The sequence below is a fragment of the Emcibacteraceae bacterium genome (assembly GCA_041396985.1).
GTDB lineage: Bacteria > Pseudomonadota > Alphaproteobacteria > Sphingomonadales > Emcibacteraceae > Pseudemcibacter.
This window is the reverse complement of sequence record JAWKXO010000001.1, coordinates 274,140-290,834: the sequence shown is the minus strand read 5'-3', so window position 1 is coordinate 290,834 and position 16,695 is coordinate 274,140. Positions and strand designations below refer to the sequence as shown.

Annotated in this window: 18 protein-coding genes; 6 read left to right on the top strand and 12 right to left on the bottom strand. The window is 46.5% G+C overall.

The window, feature by feature from the left end; all coding sequences use genetic code 11:
* Nucleotides 1-8 precede the first annotated feature (8 nt).
* Genes R3D86_01355 through R3D86_01335 form a run of 5 tightly spaced genes read left to right on the top strand, consistent with a single transcriptional unit; the run spans nt 9 to nt 4,036 of the window.
* The gene (locus R3D86_01355; protein ID MEZ5756849.1) at nt 9-1,364 is read left to right on the top strand and encodes a PQQ-binding-like beta-propeller repeat protein; all 1,356 of its coding nucleotides are present in this window, start codon (nt 9-11) and stop codon (nt 1,362-1,364) included.
* A gap of 33 nt (nt 1,365-1,397) precedes the next feature.
* Nucleotides 1,398-2,813 carry a ribosome biogenesis GTPase Der gene (gene der / locus R3D86_01350; GenBank protein ID MEZ5756848.1) on the top strand — a complete coding sequence of 472 codons (1,416 nt, stop codon included), beginning with the start codon at nt 1,398-1,400 and terminating at the stop codon, nt 2,811-2,813.
* Nucleotides 2,814-2,843: 30 nt separating this feature from the next.
* Nucleotides 2,844-3,218: a VOC family protein gene (locus tag R3D86_01345; GenBank protein ID MEZ5756847.1), complete on the top strand. Its 375-nt coding sequence runs from the start codon at nt 2,844-2,846 to the stop codon at nt 3,216-3,218.
* Between the two features lie 21 nt (nt 3,219-3,239).
* Nucleotides 3,240-3,623 (top strand): VOC family protein, encoded by a 384-nt coding sequence (locus tag R3D86_01340; protein ID MEZ5756846.1) that lies wholly within the window; start codon nt 3,240-3,242, stop codon nt 3,621-3,623.
* A 26-nt stretch (nt 3,624-3,649) separates the two neighbouring features.
* Complete coding sequence (locus tag R3D86_01335) at nt 3,650-4,036, top strand: VOC family protein (protein ID MEZ5756845.1); 387 nt, start codon at nt 3,650-3,652, stop codon at nt 4,034-4,036.
* Nucleotides 4,037-4,045: 9 nt separating this feature from the next.
* Here the strand turns inward: R3D86_01335 and R3D86_01330 are convergent, their stop codons facing one another.
* From R3D86_01330 to rpsF, 12 genes are all read right to left on the bottom strand, one after another.
* Nucleotides 4,046-4,783 (bottom strand): SDR family NAD(P)-dependent oxidoreductase, encoded by a 738-nt coding sequence (locus R3D86_01330; protein ID MEZ5756844.1) that lies wholly within the window; start codon nt 4,781-4,783, stop codon nt 4,046-4,048.
* Entirely contained in the window at nt 4,780-6,282 is a 1,503-nt protein-coding gene (gene purF / locus R3D86_01325) for an amidophosphoribosyltransferase (GenBank protein MEZ5756843.1), read from the bottom strand. The genes R3D86_01330 and purF overlap by 4 nt, the downstream gene beginning before the upstream one ends.
* A gap of 69 nt (nt 6,283-6,351) precedes the next feature.
* Nucleotides 6,352-6,975: a CvpA family protein gene (locus R3D86_01320; protein MEZ5756842.1), complete on the bottom strand. Its 624-nt coding sequence runs from the start codon at nt 6,973-6,975 to the stop codon at nt 6,352-6,354.
* Between the two features lie 44 nt (nt 6,976-7,019).
* Complete coding sequence (radA, locus tag R3D86_01315) at nt 7,020-8,390, bottom strand: DNA repair protein RadA (protein MEZ5756841.1); 1,371 nt, start codon at nt 8,388-8,390, stop codon at nt 7,020-7,022.
* Entirely contained in the window at nt 8,390-9,169 is a 780-nt protein-coding gene (locus tag R3D86_01310) for an ATP-binding cassette domain-containing protein (GenBank protein MEZ5756840.1), read from the bottom strand. Before R3D86_01310 ends, radA begins: the two co-directional genes overlap by 1 nt.
* Nucleotides 9,166-9,942, bottom strand: coding sequence for an ABC transporter permease (locus R3D86_01305; GenBank protein MEZ5756839.1), 777 nt, complete (start codon nt 9,940-9,942; stop codon nt 9,166-9,168). Before R3D86_01305 ends, R3D86_01310 begins: the two co-directional genes overlap by 4 nt.
* Nucleotides 9,939-11,051, bottom strand: a complete 1,113-nt coding sequence (alr, locus tag R3D86_01300) for an alanine racemase (GenBank protein ID MEZ5756838.1) — start codon at nt 11,049-11,051, stop codon at nt 9,939-9,941. Before alr ends, R3D86_01305 begins: the two co-directional genes overlap by 4 nt.
* 2 nt (nt 11,052-11,053) lie before the next feature.
* Nucleotides 11,054-12,580: a replicative DNA helicase gene (locus tag R3D86_01295; protein ID MEZ5756837.1), complete on the bottom strand. Its 1,527-nt coding sequence runs from the start codon at nt 12,578-12,580 to the stop codon at nt 11,054-11,056.
* 88 nt (nt 12,581-12,668) lie between these two features.
* On the bottom strand, nt 12,669-14,087 hold the full coding sequence (locus tag R3D86_01290; GenBank protein ID MEZ5756836.1) for a serine hydrolase domain-containing protein: 1,419 nt from the start codon (nt 14,085-14,087) through the stop codon (nt 12,669-12,671).
* Nucleotides 14,088-14,193: 106 nt separating this feature from the next.
* Entirely contained in the window at nt 14,194-14,832 is a 639-nt protein-coding gene (gene rplI / locus R3D86_01285; protein MEZ5756835.1) for a 50S ribosomal protein L9, read from the bottom strand.
* Nucleotides 14,833-14,843: 11 nt separating this feature from the next.
* On the bottom strand, nt 14,844-15,104 hold the full coding sequence (rpsR, locus tag R3D86_01280; protein MEZ5756834.1) for a 30S ribosomal protein S18: 261 nt from the start codon (nt 15,102-15,104) through the stop codon (nt 14,844-14,846).
* Nucleotides 15,104-15,490 carry a 30S ribosomal protein S6 gene (rpsF, locus tag R3D86_01275; protein ID MEZ5756833.1) on the bottom strand — a complete coding sequence of 129 codons (387 nt, stop codon included), beginning with the start codon at nt 15,488-15,490 and terminating at the stop codon, nt 15,104-15,106. The genes rpsR and rpsF overlap by 1 nt, the downstream gene beginning before the upstream one ends.
* Before the next feature lie 251 nt (nt 15,491-15,741).
* On the opposite strand from rpsF, the gene fabD reads away from it, so the two are divergent.
* Nucleotides 15,742-16,686, top strand: coding sequence for an ACP S-malonyltransferase (gene fabD, locus R3D86_01270; protein MEZ5756832.1), 945 nt, complete (start codon nt 15,742-15,744; stop codon nt 16,684-16,686).
* The last annotated feature ends 9 nt before the right edge of the window (nt 16,687-16,695 follow it).

Genomic DNA, 16,695 nt, shown 5'->3' with positions numbered 1-16,695 from the left:
GAAATTTTATGACCACCATAATCGATTTGCCGGTTGTCCAGCATAAAAAAATAAAGGGTGCTTTTGGCATTTGTATTGCAGCACTGCTTTTAACATCGTGTGGTGGTGGTGGAGCCAATAACAGGGACACGATTGAAGGGGATAGATTTTCCGTTTTGACCTTTGAGCAGGAATTGCAGGTAGATCCACAGCTTAAAGGATCGACAATCATTCTGCCTAAACCGTATGTCAATGAAAATTGGGCCCAGGCCGGTGGGAACCGCCAGCATGTCATGGAACACCTTCAGATTGCTGATAATCCCAAAAAAGTTTGGAGCCACGATATTGGTGAAGGTACGACAGGGCGTAAAGCACTGGTCTCTGAACCTGTTGTTAAAGATGGTGTTTTATATGCTATTGATGCAACAGCCAGGATTACGGCCATTAATGCAGAAACTGGTAAACGCTTATGGGATCATAAATATTCCATGAAAGGCGAGACGAAAATGCTTGCCTATGGAGGTGGTGTTACAGTTGGGGATAATGCCCTTTACTTTGTTAACGGATATGGCCAGTTTGGCGCTCTAAATCTTAACGACGGTAGTGAAATCTGGATTAGGGAAATTGGTGTTCCCATGCGTGGATCACCCACATATGCGGAAGGGCGTGTTTTCGGGGTAACTCATGATAACCATATTTTTGCGCTGAATTCTGAGGATGGAGATGTAATCTGGGACGAAGTGGGTATTGCTGAAAATGCCGGGCTTGCCGGGAATGCTAGTCCTGCTGTGTTTGAAAATACAGTAATTGTCGGATATTCCTCTGGCGAAGTATATGCAATGCGTGTTGAAAACGGTCGTGTTGTATGGACTGATACCTTAAGCCGTCAGGGTCGTTTGACGGCGATGGCTTCATTACGCGATATTGATGGGCATCCGGTAATATATGATGGAAATGTTTACCTTATCAGTCATAGCGGCCGTATGGTTGCGATTAATATCAGAACCGGTATTCGTCTTTGGGAACAGAATATCGGATCTGAGCATACGCCATGGGTCATTGGTGAATTTATTTATGTCGTTAATACGGATTCACAAGTGATCTGTATGTCTCGACGTGATGGTCGGATAATCTGGATTACTCAGCTGGAACGCTTTGCTGATCCGGATGTTCGTAAGGAGCCAGTGGACTGGAATGGCCCTGTCGTTGCCAGTGATCGGGTTATAGTGACATCTACACACGGATATGCTGTAACCTTATCTCCCTATACCGGTGCTGTGACGGGAGGAATGAGACTGCCTTCAGATTCGACAATGGGACCAATAATTTCAAATGAGTCACTTTACTTTTTATTGAAAAATGGTGACATCGTTGCAATGCGATAAGCAATGCACAAACTATTAATGAATTGATTTTAAATGATTTTCACAGTCGCAATTATCGGAAGGCCGAATGTAGGGAAATCAACGCTCTTTAACCGACTAGTAGGCAAAAGACTTGCGCTTGTGGATGATACACCGGGCGTTACCCGTGACCGGCGTGACGCTATGGCGTCTCTTGGTGAATTTAAATTCCGAATTGTTGATACTGCCGGGCTTGAAGAAGGCAAAGATGACAGTTTGTCTGCACGTATGCGCGCTCAGACTGAAAAAGCCATTGAAGAAGCTGATTTTACCCTTTTTATGATTGACGCCCGTGCCGGCGTAACGCCACTCGACAAACATTTTGCCGATATATTGCGCAAAGGCAAGAAGCCGGCAATCCTTATAGCCAATAAGTCTGAAGGAAAGGCGGGGGAAAACGGAATGTATGAGGCATTCTCCCTTGGTCTTGGCCAGCCGATCCCCCTGTCTGCTGAGCATGGTGAAGGACTGGCGGACCTGATTGATGCCTTTGACGAAAAACTTCGTGAACTCGGAATTGATCCTTTTGCTGAAGCGCAGGAAGAAATTACGCCAAAGTCAGTCATTATCGAAGGCGAGGTCAGCGAAGAAGACGAAGTACAAAGTGAGCAGGATGACGGACTGCCCATGCAACTTGCTATTGTCGGTCGCCCCAATGTCGGAAAATCAACACTGATCAATAAATTGCTTGGTGAAGAGCGGATGCTGACAGGGCCGGAGGCCGGGCTTACCCGGGATTCCATTGGCGTCAATTATAACTATGACGGGCGGGAGCTGCGTATTTTTGATACAGCTGGAATGCGGCGAAAATCAAAAGTGCAGGAAAAGCTCGAAAAGCTGTCTGTGGCTGATACCATCCGCGCTCTTAATTTTGCTGAGGTGGTGGTTTTGCTGATTGATGCGACCCAGCCATTTGAAAAACAGGATCTATCCATTGCCAGTCTGGTGGTACAGGAAGGTCGCGCCCTTGTAATAGGGCTAAATAAATATGATCTTCTCGAGAACCGTCAGGAGGTGATGAAAGATATCGCCCATAAGCTGGAACATAGCTTGCCACAGATTAAAGGTATTCCGATTATTCCTGTTTCCGCTCTGACCGGGCGAGGGCTCGATAAATTGATGGAACAGATATTTACCACCTATAAGCTTTGGAACCGCCGGATCAGTACAGCAAAGCTGAATAAATGGCTGACACAGACATTACAGTATCATCCCGCGCCATCGGTAAAAGGCAGACGAACCAAAATGCGCTATATTACGCAGGTTAAAACCCGGCCGCCTACTTTTGCTATTTTTACCAACCGTCCGGCGGATGTGGCAGACAGTTATGTCAGGTATCTTTTAAATGAACTCAGGTGGGATTTTGATATGCCGGGTGTGCCCGTTCGTATCATGTTACGAAAAGGGGATAACCCATATAAAAAAAATTAAACTCATATAAACATTCAGGAGATAATAAAAATGATAAGTTATGCAATGGTCGGTACCAAAGATTTAAAAAAAGCAGGTGATTTTTTTGATAAAGTTCTGGGCGTTGTCGGCGCGAGCCGGATGATGGAAAGTGACAGGTCAATCATGTGGTCGGATGGAAATCCTGGCAGACCATTATTTGCAGCATGTCTGCCATATGATGGCAATGCCGCCACTGTCGGAAATGGAACCATGATCTCCTTTGGCGCCAAATCACAGGAAGATGTTGATAATATGTATAAAGTCGCTCTTGAGAACGGCGGAAGCTGTGAAGGCAAGCCCGGTCTTCGTGGGGAAAGCTATTATCTTGCCTATTTCCGCGATATGGATGGGAACAAATTTTCTGCCTTTTGTCCGGTGGGATAATTTTAAGAAGGGCAAATAACAATGATCGGTTATATCATGGTCGGCGTTAAGGACATGAAGCGTGCCGCAGCATTTTATGATGAAGTGCTCGGCATGCTGGGGGCTTCGCGAAAAATGGACTATGAAAAATTTATTCTATGGAATGATGCCGCCGACAAGCCGTCTTTTTCAATTTGTATTCCATATGATGGTAACCCGGCAACGGTAGGGAACGGTTCAATGATTGCCTTTCCTGTTGCGGGTGCTGAAGAAGTCCATAAAGTTTATGACTGTGCCATTAAAAATGGCGCATCGGATGAGGGGGCGCCGGGAATGCGCGATGGTGGTTATTATATCGGTTATTTCCGCGATCTTGATGGTAACAAGCTTGCCGTTTATCATTATGATAGCGATGAGCATCTTTAAAACAAATTATTTGGGAGAAATAAGTCATGATCGGTTATACAATGGTTGGGACAAAAGATATAAAAAATTCGGGGAGCTTTTTTGACAAGGTTCTGGGAATTCTTGGGGCAAAGCGAACTATGGATTATGAAAATTTTATCGTCTGGAATATTACACCGGATCAGCCGTCTTTTTCAGTGTGTCTGCCCTATGACGGTAAGGACGCCAGTGTGGGAAATGGTGTTATGACAGCATTTAATGCCATGTCCCCGGACCAGGTAAATGACGTTTATAATTGCGCCCTTGAAAATGGTGGCACCGACGAGGGGGCACCTGGCGAGCGTACTACACCTGGTTTTTATATCGCTTATTTCCGTGATCCGGACGGAAATAAATTTGCGGTTTTTAACTATAGCGGTAATTTTGAAAGTTAATTTTAGAAATTAAACAAAAATATTATCGTCGCCATTTTTAAATTTTCTGAAATCGGCAATTTTGCCATTCTCATCAAAATCAGGCGAGCAAAGTTTCAACATTAATGGCATCAGCGCTTCCGGTGGATCAACTAGACTTGGATCTTCACCCGGCATGGCGCGTGCCCTCATGGCTGTCCTGATCGGACCGGGATTTAAAATATTAACACGCAGATTTGATTTTTCAATTTCCGCAGCATAGGTTCTCACCATACATTCAAGAGCAGCTTTGCTGATAGCGTATCCGCCCCAGAACGGGCGAGGTTCCCTTACCAAAGTGGCAGAGCCGACAAAAACGGCACGCCCATATTCCGCAGCCCGCAGAAGCGGGTCTAGAGATCTGATCAGTCGGTAATTCGCGGTCACATTGACGTCCATTATCTGTTGCCAGACTTTCGGCTTTAAATGGCTTATCGGGGTAATATCACCAAGGGTACCGGCGTTGCCGACCAGAATATCAAGCTTTCCGTATTTTTTGGCAATAATCCCACCCATCCTGTCCAGCGCGTCATAATCTGTAATATCTAGTGGTACCAGTGTAGTTTCGCCGCCAAGCTTTTTGATGTCATCATCAAGGGCTTCCAGTGAACCAACAGTGCGGGCAATGGCAAATATATGCGCGCCTTCTTTGGCGAGTGCTTTTGCCGTGGCATAGCCGATCCCGCGTGAAGCGCCGGTCACGACAGCAATTTTATCTTTTAATATCATTTTCGGTAATCCGTCAGCAGCGAGAATTGTTTGTCATCATCTGAAGCGTTATTATCGGTCAGCGGTGTTGGATATTCACCACTGAAACAGGCATCACAATATTGCGGTTTATTATTATTTCTTTTTGCTTCACCGACGGCCCGGTAAAGACCGTCAATTGAAATGAATTTCAGACTGTCGGCACCGATATACCCGGCCATTTCCTCGATCGACATTCTGGACGCCAGCAATTTGTCCTTGTCCGGGGTATCCACCCCGTAAAAACAGGGATCGGTTGTTGGCGGGCTGGCAATATAAAGGTGAACTTCCTTTGCCCCGGCCTGTCTGACCATATCAACAATTTTAACTGATGTTGTACCACGGACAATACTGTCATCAACCAGCACAACAATTTTTCCGTCCAGCTCACCACGGTTTGCGTTATGTTTCAGCTTTACGCCAAGATGGCGAATATTGTCGGATGGCTCAATGAATGTGCGCCCGACATAATGATTTCGGATGATGCCAAGCTCAAATGGAATGCCCGCTTCCTGGGCATAGCCGATTGCGGCTGGAACACCGCTGTCAGGAACAGGAACCACAAGATCGGCATTGAGCTTACATTCTTTTGCCAGTTCCTTGCCTATATTTTTGCGGACCTTATAAATACTGGTGCCGTTGGTAAGGCTGTCGGGTCGTGAAAAATAAACATGTTCAAATATACAGGGGCGTGGGTGCGATACTGGGAAGGGTTTAATACTTGTCATGCCATTTTTATTGACGGTAATGACTTCGCCCGGTTCCACATCACGGATAAAATCGGCTCCGATAATATCCAGCGCGCAGGTTTCCGACGCGAAAATATAACCATCATTGGGTAACTTCCCAAGTACCAGCGGGCGCACCCCAAGCGGGTCACGCGCGCCGATCAGGCAGTCTTCACTTAGGGCCACAAAAGCAAATGCGCCTTCTATCCGGCGCATTGCATCAATAAATTTATCCTGTAGTGTTAAGTATGTACTGGTGGCAATAAGATGAATGACCACTTCAGAATCGGATGTCGACTGGAAAATCGCTCCCTTATCAACCAGATGCTTTCTAAGGGTGAGGGCATTGGTCAGATTGCCGTTATGAGCAACCGCAAAACCGCCACTGGCAAGATCAGCAAACAGCGGCTGGATATTTCGAAGACCTGATCCGCCGGCAGTTGAATAACGCACATGGCCGATAGCGCTGTTGCCGGGCAGCGACTCGATCACTGATTTTGTGTTAAAATTATCCGCTACATGGCCTGTTGATTTATGGGCATAAAACTGCCCGTCATAATAGCTTACAATACCAGCCGCTTCCTGACCGCGATGCTGCAATGAATGAAGTCCGAGCACTGTATGAGTTGACGCCTCCGGTGTATCAAAAACGCCAAAAACACCACACTCATCATGGAACTTGTCATCTTCAGTAAATGGAGTCGTGGTAAGGGGTGAGGGCGAAAAATTCGAGGAATTTATATGATCCGTCATTAATCCAACTCATTAGGGGTCTATTTGCACTTCTATATATTGTGGTTTGGCGTTTTTGTGAACCTTTTTTTACGATTTTGTCCCCTCGCGGATCAAATTATCCATTTCTTCTCTGGATTTATCGTCATATTGGGTTTCACTGTCCTTTTTTTTATCACTGGAAGGGAAGGAAGGGGCCACATTTTTAAGAATACCGAACCATTCAGTGCCAAAACGGCCTTCTTCAAATAGGGGCTCGTCCCTGTACGGGTTCATGGAATTAAGCATGCTGGCGCCATATTCAATCAGTGGTCTTGATTTTGCTTCCATAAACATTTCAGGATATTCATCGGCCGAGAAAAAAGGCGTGGTCAGAAGATAAGCAAAGCTGATCAGCAGCATGCCGCGCGCTATACCAAACAGAATGCCTAATCCACGGTCAAGTGCACCGATATGGCTTTCCTTTATTGCTCTGCCGATCATGCCGCCTATGAATTTAAAAATGATCAGGCTGAGTATACCTAAAACCGCATAGGTAATCATGCTGGCCATAAAATCGGGTTGTACAAAATTAACAATATGAGGAAAAAGGATTGGATGGCCCTGAAGGGTTACGAAAAGAGCCAACACCCATGCCACCAGACTCAGGGCTTCCGTGGTGAATCCCCTTGTAATTGCAATTAAAACGGACGCGCCGATAATCAGCAGGACTATAATATCAATTGCGTTAATGGCTTTATCCTTCCATAAAGAAAATATTATTCCAGATTTGGGGCTATAATATCAACAAGTTTTATCAGTTGATTGAGTTCCGCTCTTTTCATTTTTGCATTTTTATACTTCATTTTTGACGGAATAAAGGCTTTCGTAAAGCCGAGCTTCTCAGCTTCCTTAAGGCGGGCATCGGCCTGCCCGACGGGTCTTATTTCGCCGGAAAGGGCAATTTCACCGAAAATAATGGTTTCCCCGGCGATGGGATCCCCGGAAAGGGAGGAAATCAGAGCCGCAGCCACGGCTAGATCGGCAGCAGGCTCGGATATTTTAAGCCCACCGGCAACATTAAGGTAAATATCATAGGCCCCCAGTCCAAGGCCACAGCGTGCATCAAGCACAGCGATTACCATGGCAAGGCGGGCACTGTCCCAACCGACTACGGCCCGGCGCGGCGTGCCAAGCGAGGATGGCGCAACCAAAGCCTGTATCTCAACCAGCATGGGCCTTGATCCTTCCATTCCGGCAAAGACCGCAGAGCCGACAACATCCCCGTCACGATCGCCAAGAAACAGGGCAGACGGGTTTGGAACTTCTCTAAGACCAAGATCCGACATTTCAAAAACGCCAATTTCATCGGTGCCGCCGAAGCGGTTTTTCACGGCCCGGAGTATTCGAAACTGATGTCCGCGGTCCCCTTCGAAATAAAGCACCGTATCAACCATATGCTCAAGCACGCGTGGTCCGGCAATCTGGCCGTCTTTCGTGACATGCCCGACCAACAGCACGCAGACATTTCTTTTTTTTGCAAAACGGATCAGCTCCTGTGCGCTGGTTCTGACCTGGGAGACGGTGCCTGGCGCGCTTTCAATGGTGTCGGCATACATGGTCTGGATACTGTCTATGACCACCACATCGGGGCATTTTCCCTTGCTTAGGGTGGCAAGGATATCCCGCAGATTTGTTTCAGAAGCGAGCGAGACCGGGCTATCCGCCAGATCAAGCCGTTCAGCACGCATGCGGACCTGTGCCACCGATTCTTCTCCTGAAATATAAACTGTGCTGATCCCGTTACGGGCCAGATTGCTGACCGCCTGCAAAAGCAAGGTTGACTTTCCGATCCCGGGGTCGCCGCCGATCAATATGGCTGACCCTGGAACCAGCCCGCCACCGGTGACACGGTCAAATTCACCAATTTTTGATCCCATTCTGGGCAGGGGTTCATCTTCCCCTTTTAACGATGAAAGTTCAATAATTGCGCCCTTGGCAGAAGCCGATTTGCCAAGGCCGGTTGGCATATTTTCTGACGCTTCCTCGCTCAGGCTGTTCCATTCGCCGCAGGCTTCACACTGGCCCATCCATTTGCCATATGTGGTACCACAACTGTTACAGACATATATGCGTTTCTGCTTTGCCATTATCCTTTAAGGATTTCCATTTTAATCGGACCTTCGGCCTTACCGTTGATAAACTGATCAATATAGTCACTGCCACTATGGTCAATTTTATCCTTGGGGCCGGTCCAGATGATATTACCGTGATAAATCATCGCCACATTATCCGCTATTTTTCGCACACTCGACATATCATGGGTAATGGTGACGGCAGTGGCTCCCACGTCCTTCACGCATTCGACGATCAGTTCATTGATAACATCGGACATTATCGGGTCGAGCCCGGTGGTCGGTTCATCAAAAAAGATGATATCGGGGTTGGCGGCAATGGCGCGGGCCAGGCCGACACGCTTCTGCATTCCTCCTGAAAGCTCCGCTGGGCTTAAGCTGCCGACATCAGGGCTAAGGCCGACACGGCGCAATTTTTCAATGGCAATTTCCTTGGCATCTGCCCGGTTATAAAGCCGCTGTGCAAGAAGCCCGAAAGCCACATTTTCCCAGACGGGGAGACTGTCGAACAGGGCACCACCCTGAAAAAGCATACCGAATTTGGTCAGGATTTCCTTGCGGTCAGAATTTGATATGCCGATCATTTCCTGTCCGTCGATTTTAATGCTGCCGCCATCAGCAATAAGCAGGCCGAGAATACATTTAAGGGTTACTGATTTGCCGGAACCGGAACCGCCGATGATTACCATGCTTTCACCGGGCATAACTTCCAAATCAACGCTGTCCAGTACGACTTTGGGACCGAATGTTTTACGAAGGCCTTTCAGGCTTATTTTGGGAACTATATTTGTCATGACGAAAAGAACATCTCCGTTACAACATAGTTAGAAAGCAGGATCATAATGCAGGCGGAAACGACTGCATTTGTTGTTGAAATGCCAACTCCTTGAGCCCCGCCACGGGTGTTAAAGCCATGATAACAGCCCATCAGCGCGATGAAGAACCCAAAGACGGTGGCTTTGGTGAGGGATGCCATAACATCAATGGTTTCCAGAAAATCAATGGTTGATTTCATATAATTTCCACTGTTAAAACCAAGCTTGCTAGTGGCCAGAAGATAACCACCCAGTACACCGATGGTATCAGCAACCACCACCAGCATCAGCGGCATCATGATCAGGGTTGCCAGAATGCGCGGGGCAATCAGATATTTAAAAGGATCCGTAGAAAGCGTCACAAGCGCATCAATCTGCTCGGTAACCCGCATGGTCCCAAGCTCCGCCGCCATGGAGGCGCTGACCCGTCCCGCAACAATCAGCCCGCAGAGGGTGGGGCCCAGCTCTCGGACGATACCGATGACCACGATGGTCGGTAAGGTGCTTTCCGCATTAAAACGGGAGCTTCCCTCATAAATATTTACGGCAAGGGCGGCACCGGTAAATAATGTCGTCAGGCCGACAACAGGCAGCGAATAATAGCCTATATTGATCATCTGCCTTAAAAGTTCACGTGGATAATAGGGTGGGGTCAGCATATGGGTAATGCCACTAACAGCAAATAAGCCAATCCTTCCGGCAGCCTGTAAAAAGGAGATCGCAACCCGTCCGATAACGGCCAAAAAATTCATAAATTTTCCGCCCCTAATTTATTGTTTTTATCATACCGCCGCTGGTATCTGTGGCCAATGCCGGTCAAAAGTTCATATTGTCCTAAAGTAGACACTTCGCTCGCCATTTCAAGTGTTATATTTGGCCCGAGAATTTCGGCAAAGTCGGATACCTTTACTTTATCAAACTCAGGGGCAGAAATATTTACAGCAATCATATCCATTGAGACTTTGCCGATTACCGGTGCCAGATGACCATGAATGCTGACATGGCTTTTACGGTCGCTTACCTTTAATGTGCCATCGGCATAACCCACATTCAACAGCGCGACTCTCGTGGGTTCCTCCGCTGTCCAGGTTGCATTATAGCCCACCGACATACCGGGAAGGACGTCCCTGATCTGCAAAATCCTGGCTTTGATTTCGAAAGTGGGTTTAAGGCCGGCGGGAAGGGGCTTAAGCCCCGGATTGCCGCCATAAAGCATAATGCCCGGCCGAACCAGGTCAAAATGATACTCATGCCCAAGATAAATCCCACCGGAATTGGCCAGACTCGCAGGCACATCACCAAGTGCCTCAACAATTTTCTTGAATTTCCCGAGCTGAATTTCGTTGGTCTGGTGATCCTTTTCTTCTGATCTGACGAGATGGCTTATAACCAGTTCAAGATAAAGATTATGGCGGGAATTTAAAAATTTATCAGCCTCATGTTCACTAAGGCCAAGCCGGTTTATGCCGGTGTCAAAATGCATGGCGCAGGGCTCCTGGCTTCCCGACCATAATAGTACCTGCGACAGATCATTCAGGATCGGGCGGATATTATATTCTTTATAGGTTTCTACCTGGTCGCTGAAGAGACCATTAAAAACATAAATAACCGCATTGGGCAGGGCGGTCCTTAAATTGACAGCCTCAACCAGATTGGCAACAAAAAAAGTGGTGCATCTGGTATTATGGAATATTGCCGGTGCGACGTCTGTCATGCCAAGGCCGTAGGCATTTGCCTTTACCACAGCAGCACAAACTGCCGTTTTGGCCTGTCCGGCAAGGGTTTCATAATTGTTGATGATTGCACCAAGGTCAACATTGAGCAAAGCTGACGAATTTTTCAGTGCCTTTTCCACGCTCATATTTAATGTTTTTCCGCGTGATATTCGGGGCTTAGGGGGCGGTCACTGAATTTGGTGATCTCCGCCTCAAACTGAAGCTCGATGATCCCTGTCGGGCCATGACGCTGTTTACCGATAATGAATTCTGCAAGGCCCAGAAGTTTTTCCCCTTCTTCAAGCCACTGCATATGTTCCGGGGTTCCGGCGTCCGGTTCCTGCTGGTTATGGTAATATTCGGGTCGGTAAACAAAGGTTACCATATCCGCATCCTGTTCAATGGTGCCTGATTCACGAAGATCAGAAAGCAATGGGCGCTTATTATCGCGGCTTTCGATGGTCCTGCTCAGCTGGGAAAGGGCAATAACGGGAATATTAAGTTCTTTTGCCAGTCCTTTTAAGCCCCGGGTGATTTCGGAAATTTCCTGAACCCGGTTTTCAATACCTTTTCCTTTGATGCCGGTGCCTCTAAGCAATTGAAGATAATCAACAATGACCAGTCCAAGACCATGCTGGCGCTGTAGCCTTCGGGCGCGGGTGCGAAGTGCGCCGATGGTCAGGCCCGGTGTATCATCAATGAAAAGGGGCAATTCCTCCAGTTCGATCGCAACGCGGGAAAGCTGGTTAAATTGTGCCTGGGTCAGTTTACCCTGACGCATATCCTGTGATGACAATCCGGCCTGTTCCGCCAGAATACGGCTGGCGAGCTGATCCGATGACATTTCGAGAGAGAAGAAACCAACCACGGCCCCCTTGTTCTGGTCATCCGGAACACCAAGGTCGCGGTCGTGCTTCCATGCTTTGGCCGCATTAAAGGCGATATTGGTTGCAAGGGCCGTTTTCCCCATGGCCGGGCGTCCGGCGATAATCAGCAAGTCCGATTTATGGAGCCCGCCGATTTTGCGGTTAATACTTTCAAAACCAGTGGTGACCCCGGCAAGGTCACCTTTTCGCTGAAGAGCATTACCAATTACATTGACGGCGGCAATGGCTGAATCCCTGAAATTTTTAAACCCGCCGTCTGTCGTTCCATTTTCCGCCATTGAATAAAGCTGCTTTTCGGCTTCTTCAATCTGCTCTTTCGAAGTTTCCTCAACCTGAAATGAATAGGCTTTATTGACGATTTCCGTACCCAGATCAATGAGATTGCGACGGATCGCAAGATCATAAATCAGCAGTCCATAATCAAGGGCATTAATGATTGTAATGGCGGAGGCAGCCAGTTTGGAAAGATATATTCCGCCGCCAACATCCGCGAGCATATGATCTTTTTCGAAAAAAGGCTTTAAAGTAACCGGCGTGACCAGCTGGCCTTTTTCAATCATGGTTTGACATGCCTGATAGATTTTTTTGTGAGCGCCATTGGCAAAATGCTCAGGCTTTAAAAAATCCTGTACTTTTTCCAGCACATCATTATTCACCAGAATAGCCCCGAGCAGTGCCTGCTCAGCTTCAAGGTTATGGGGAATTTCCTTATAGGAAATATCCTCATTTTCTTCTGATTCTGAACGATCATTATCCTGAATAATCGGAATTTCGGAATAGTCTGACATTAAATTGCTCGAAAATTTTGTTCAGGCAGCAGTATATTTACAAAGCCACCTTTAAACAATTAAAATATAGAAAAATACCAATCTCCATTTATTTTCGCGTCAGGTAATCACTTTGATTTGTTAGTTTGATTACCTTGCCATTATCATCCCTCAAGAATGTTGTGACATCTGCTTCGCCGCCATCATCACGCAGCGCGATAAAATTATCTCTTTCCAGATGTCGGTATCTGGTGATGGAATCAAGCGGATGACCGGATTTAAGCGAGAAGGAAATAAGCTCATCCCCCCATTGCATGATATAAAGTTCATCAGCCCAGGGCTGCTGATCATAACTGCCTTCATATTCTGAAAAGTCTTCAGCCGGTTTTGGATTATTGGCCTTTAACACGGAGCCAAGTATATCCATCATATTATTGACAATCTGCAACGGAGGGGTTGATGAATGGGTATTCATCAAGGCAACAGCCCCGATTTTCTGGTTTGGTTCTATCATGGTTTGCGATGTATGACCGGCATAAACCCCGCCATGCCCGATATAGGAAATACCATTGCGGTAAATTGTTCGAAACCCATATCCCACATCCATATTTTCGGCGGCATGGACGGCGTGTGGTCTCATCATCTCACGTAAACTATTCTGGTTCAGGACTTTATCCCCGGCACCATTATAGGTTCTGATCTGCCACATCAGGAATTTTGCCAGATCATTGGCGCTTGAGGATACTCCCGCCGCGGAAGTTGTCGCCTTGGCGTCAATGAAGGGGACTTCCATACGTTCTCTTTTCCGGTCAAGCGCCCCGTAACCGATAGCCAGGTCTTTGCCATGTTTTTTGGGGTCAACATTGGTATAGGTGTTGTTCAGGCCCATTGGTTTTATTATGTGATCATGAACATATTTTTCATAGCTCATACCGGATGCGTTTTCGACAACCTGACCCAGCAGAATAAAACCAAGGTTGGAATATTGGTAATGCTCCCATGCACGGTAAAGTGTCTCAAGATTTGCGGTACCCTTTTTAAGCTCCTCAAGATCGGGAAACGGATAGCCATCCCGATAGGACCAGTAGCCCAGGTTCGGTTCATAAGGAAGGCCACTTGAATGAGTAAGAAGACTTTCAATACTGATCACATCTGAAAGCGGGTATTTCTGTTTTATAGTGAGCCAGGGAATATATTTTTGTACCGGCTCTCTTAAATCAAGCTTTCCCGCATCCCTTAACTGCATAATCGCGAGACTGGTAAAAAGTTTTGAATTTGAAGCAATTCGGTAAAGAGTGTCCGGTGTTGCTTCAAGTTTTGTATGGGGATTGGCATATCCAAATGATTTGGCATAGATCATTTTCTGATCATCAACAAATGAAACTGAAACGCTCGGCCAGTCATTATAATCGCGCTGCGCCTCAAGCCATACGCTTACCAGATGTTCTGCCTGTTCTATCGTCTGGGCGGATGCCAGTGGCGCATTATAACCAAAACAAATTAGCAAACATAAAAGAATTTTTTTCATTTGATAGTCCCCTGTATTTTGCTTTAACTTAATGGAGTGTCAGACTATCGGCAACAAAAAAGGCGGGTATAAAACCCGCCTTTTTCAGAATTATTTTTCGAAAAGCTTACTCGGCTTTTTCTTCCTCTGCGTCATCTGCTGTTTCAGCGTCTTCAGCAGGAGCAGCTTCTTCTTCCTCAGCGTCAGCATTGACGGCGGCTTCAGCATCTTCTTCTTTTTCGAAGTAATCTTCTACTGCAAATTCTTCTTCATTAAGATCTGCAGAAACGTCACCGCCAGCAGCCTGAATTTCAGCTTCAGCAGCTGAACGGGCAACATTCACAGTCACATTTACGTCGACTTCTGCATGAAGGCGAAGGGCAACATCATAAAGTCCAAGAGTTTTAAGAGCCCGGTTAAGAATAACCTGGCTTTTATCAACTTTATAACCGGCTTCTTCAAGTTCAATGGCAATGTCGCGCGCTGAAACAGATCCAAAAAGCTGTCCGCTTTCACCGGCCTGACGGATCAGAACAACTGAAACTTTATCCATTTTAGCAGCAATTGCTTCTGCTTCCGATTTTGCCTTAAGGTTATTGGCTTCGATTTCTTTGCGCTGAGCTTCAAAATGAGCAATATTGGCTTTGGTTGCACGAAGTGCTTTCTTCTGTGGTAATAGAAAGTTGCGGGCATAGCCGTTTTTCACTTTTACCACATCACCGATTTTACCAAGATTAGTTACGCGCTCAAGTAGGATAATATCCATGATGGTTCTCCTTATTGATTTACGTATGAAATAAGAGCCAGGTTACGGGCGCGTTTAATGGCTTTTGCCAATTCGCGCTGCTTTTTGGCTGATACGGCTGTAATGCGGCTTGGCACAATTTTTCCACGCTCGGAAATATAACGTGTAAGCAGGCGTACATCCTTATAATCAATTTTCTGGGCGTGTGAACCTGAAAACGGGCAGGTTTTACGACGACGGAAAAAAGGACGGCGTGCGCCGCCGCCTTGTGATGATTGGCGATCAGTACTCATTATTCTTCCTCCTCCGAATAATCGTCATTTGATGAGAAATCATCGCGAGAACGACTGTCACGGTCTTTTGAACGAAGTACGACACTGTCGCCGTTCTCAAATTCATCAACGCGGATAGTCATATAACGGATGACATCTTCATGAAGACGGGCGTTCCGCTCAAGTTCAGCAATAGCGGCATGTGGGGCATCAATATTCAGATGAACATAATGGCCTTTTTTGTATTTTTTAATTCGGTAAGCAAGAGTACGAAGACCCCAAGACTCAGTCTTGGCAATTTTTCCGCCATTATCTGTCACGATTTTGGCAAACTGGTCTGTTATCGCATCAACCTGTTGGGGTTGGATATCCTGCCTAGCGATATATGTATATTCATATAAAGACATTTAGCAATTTCCTTTAGTTTTTTTACATCGGGGTGGCAACGAATATCAAATAGCCACATTACTTCATTAACCGATTATCCTCATGATATTCACGGGAAGGGCGCAATATACATGAAACCTAAGGTAACGCAAGGGGTTTATGGGTATTTTTTTGTTTTTTTAAATAATTTAAACGCTAACTTTTCTTGACAGATAGAGGCTATTTGATAAGAGTTTATAAATACAGGATAAAAAATAAGGACATATTTCATATGACAAGAGCATTTGTTTTTCCCGGTCAGGGAAGCCAAGCCGTTGGAATGGGGAAGGATTTGGCAGCAAGCTCTGCGCATGCCCGAGCTGTATTTGAAGAAGTGGATGATGCGCTTGGGCAGAATTTATCTGCCCTTATGTTTGAAGGCCCGATTGAAGATCTAACTCTGACTTATAATGCTCAGCCGGCATTAATGGCGTCCAGCATTGCCGTGGTCCGGGTAATGGAAAATGAATTTGGATTAAAAATTGATGATCTGGCATCCTATGTTGCCGGTCATTCACTAGGTGAATATTCGGCACATGCGGCAGTCGGGACAATCAGCCTTTCTGATACTGCAAAACTTTTAAAACTTCGCGGTGAAGCCATGCAGCGCGCCGTTCCGGTTGGGATCGGGGCTATGGCCGCCGTCATGGGGGCTGAATTTGCCGATATTGAGAAAATTGCCGCTGAGGCATCACAGGGGCAGGTGTGTACAGCAGCAAATGACAATGCTGACGGTCAGGTGGTGATTAGTGGTCATAAAGAAGCGGTTGAAAGAGCTATGGAAATTGCAAAGGAACGCGGTATAAAAAGGGCAATCTTACTGCCTGTAAGCGCACCATTCCATTGTCCACTTATGCAACCGGCCGCCGATGAAATGGCCGTGGCCCTAAATACAACACCGTTTAACGTGCCTTCTGTTCCTGTTATAACTAATGTAAGTGCCAAGCCACAGAATGATCCCGCTATTTTGCGGGAACAGCTGATTGATCAGATTACCGGGCGCGTACGCTGGCGGGAAAGTGTTCTTGAAATGGGGACGCTCGGCGTTAGTGAAATAGTTGAACTTGGGACAGGAAAAGTGTTAAGTGGACTGGTACGCCGGATCAATAAGGATATTACTGCATCCAGCCTTCAGACACTTGAAGAAATAGAAGCGTTCGCAAAAGAAATAAAATAACTGGAGAGT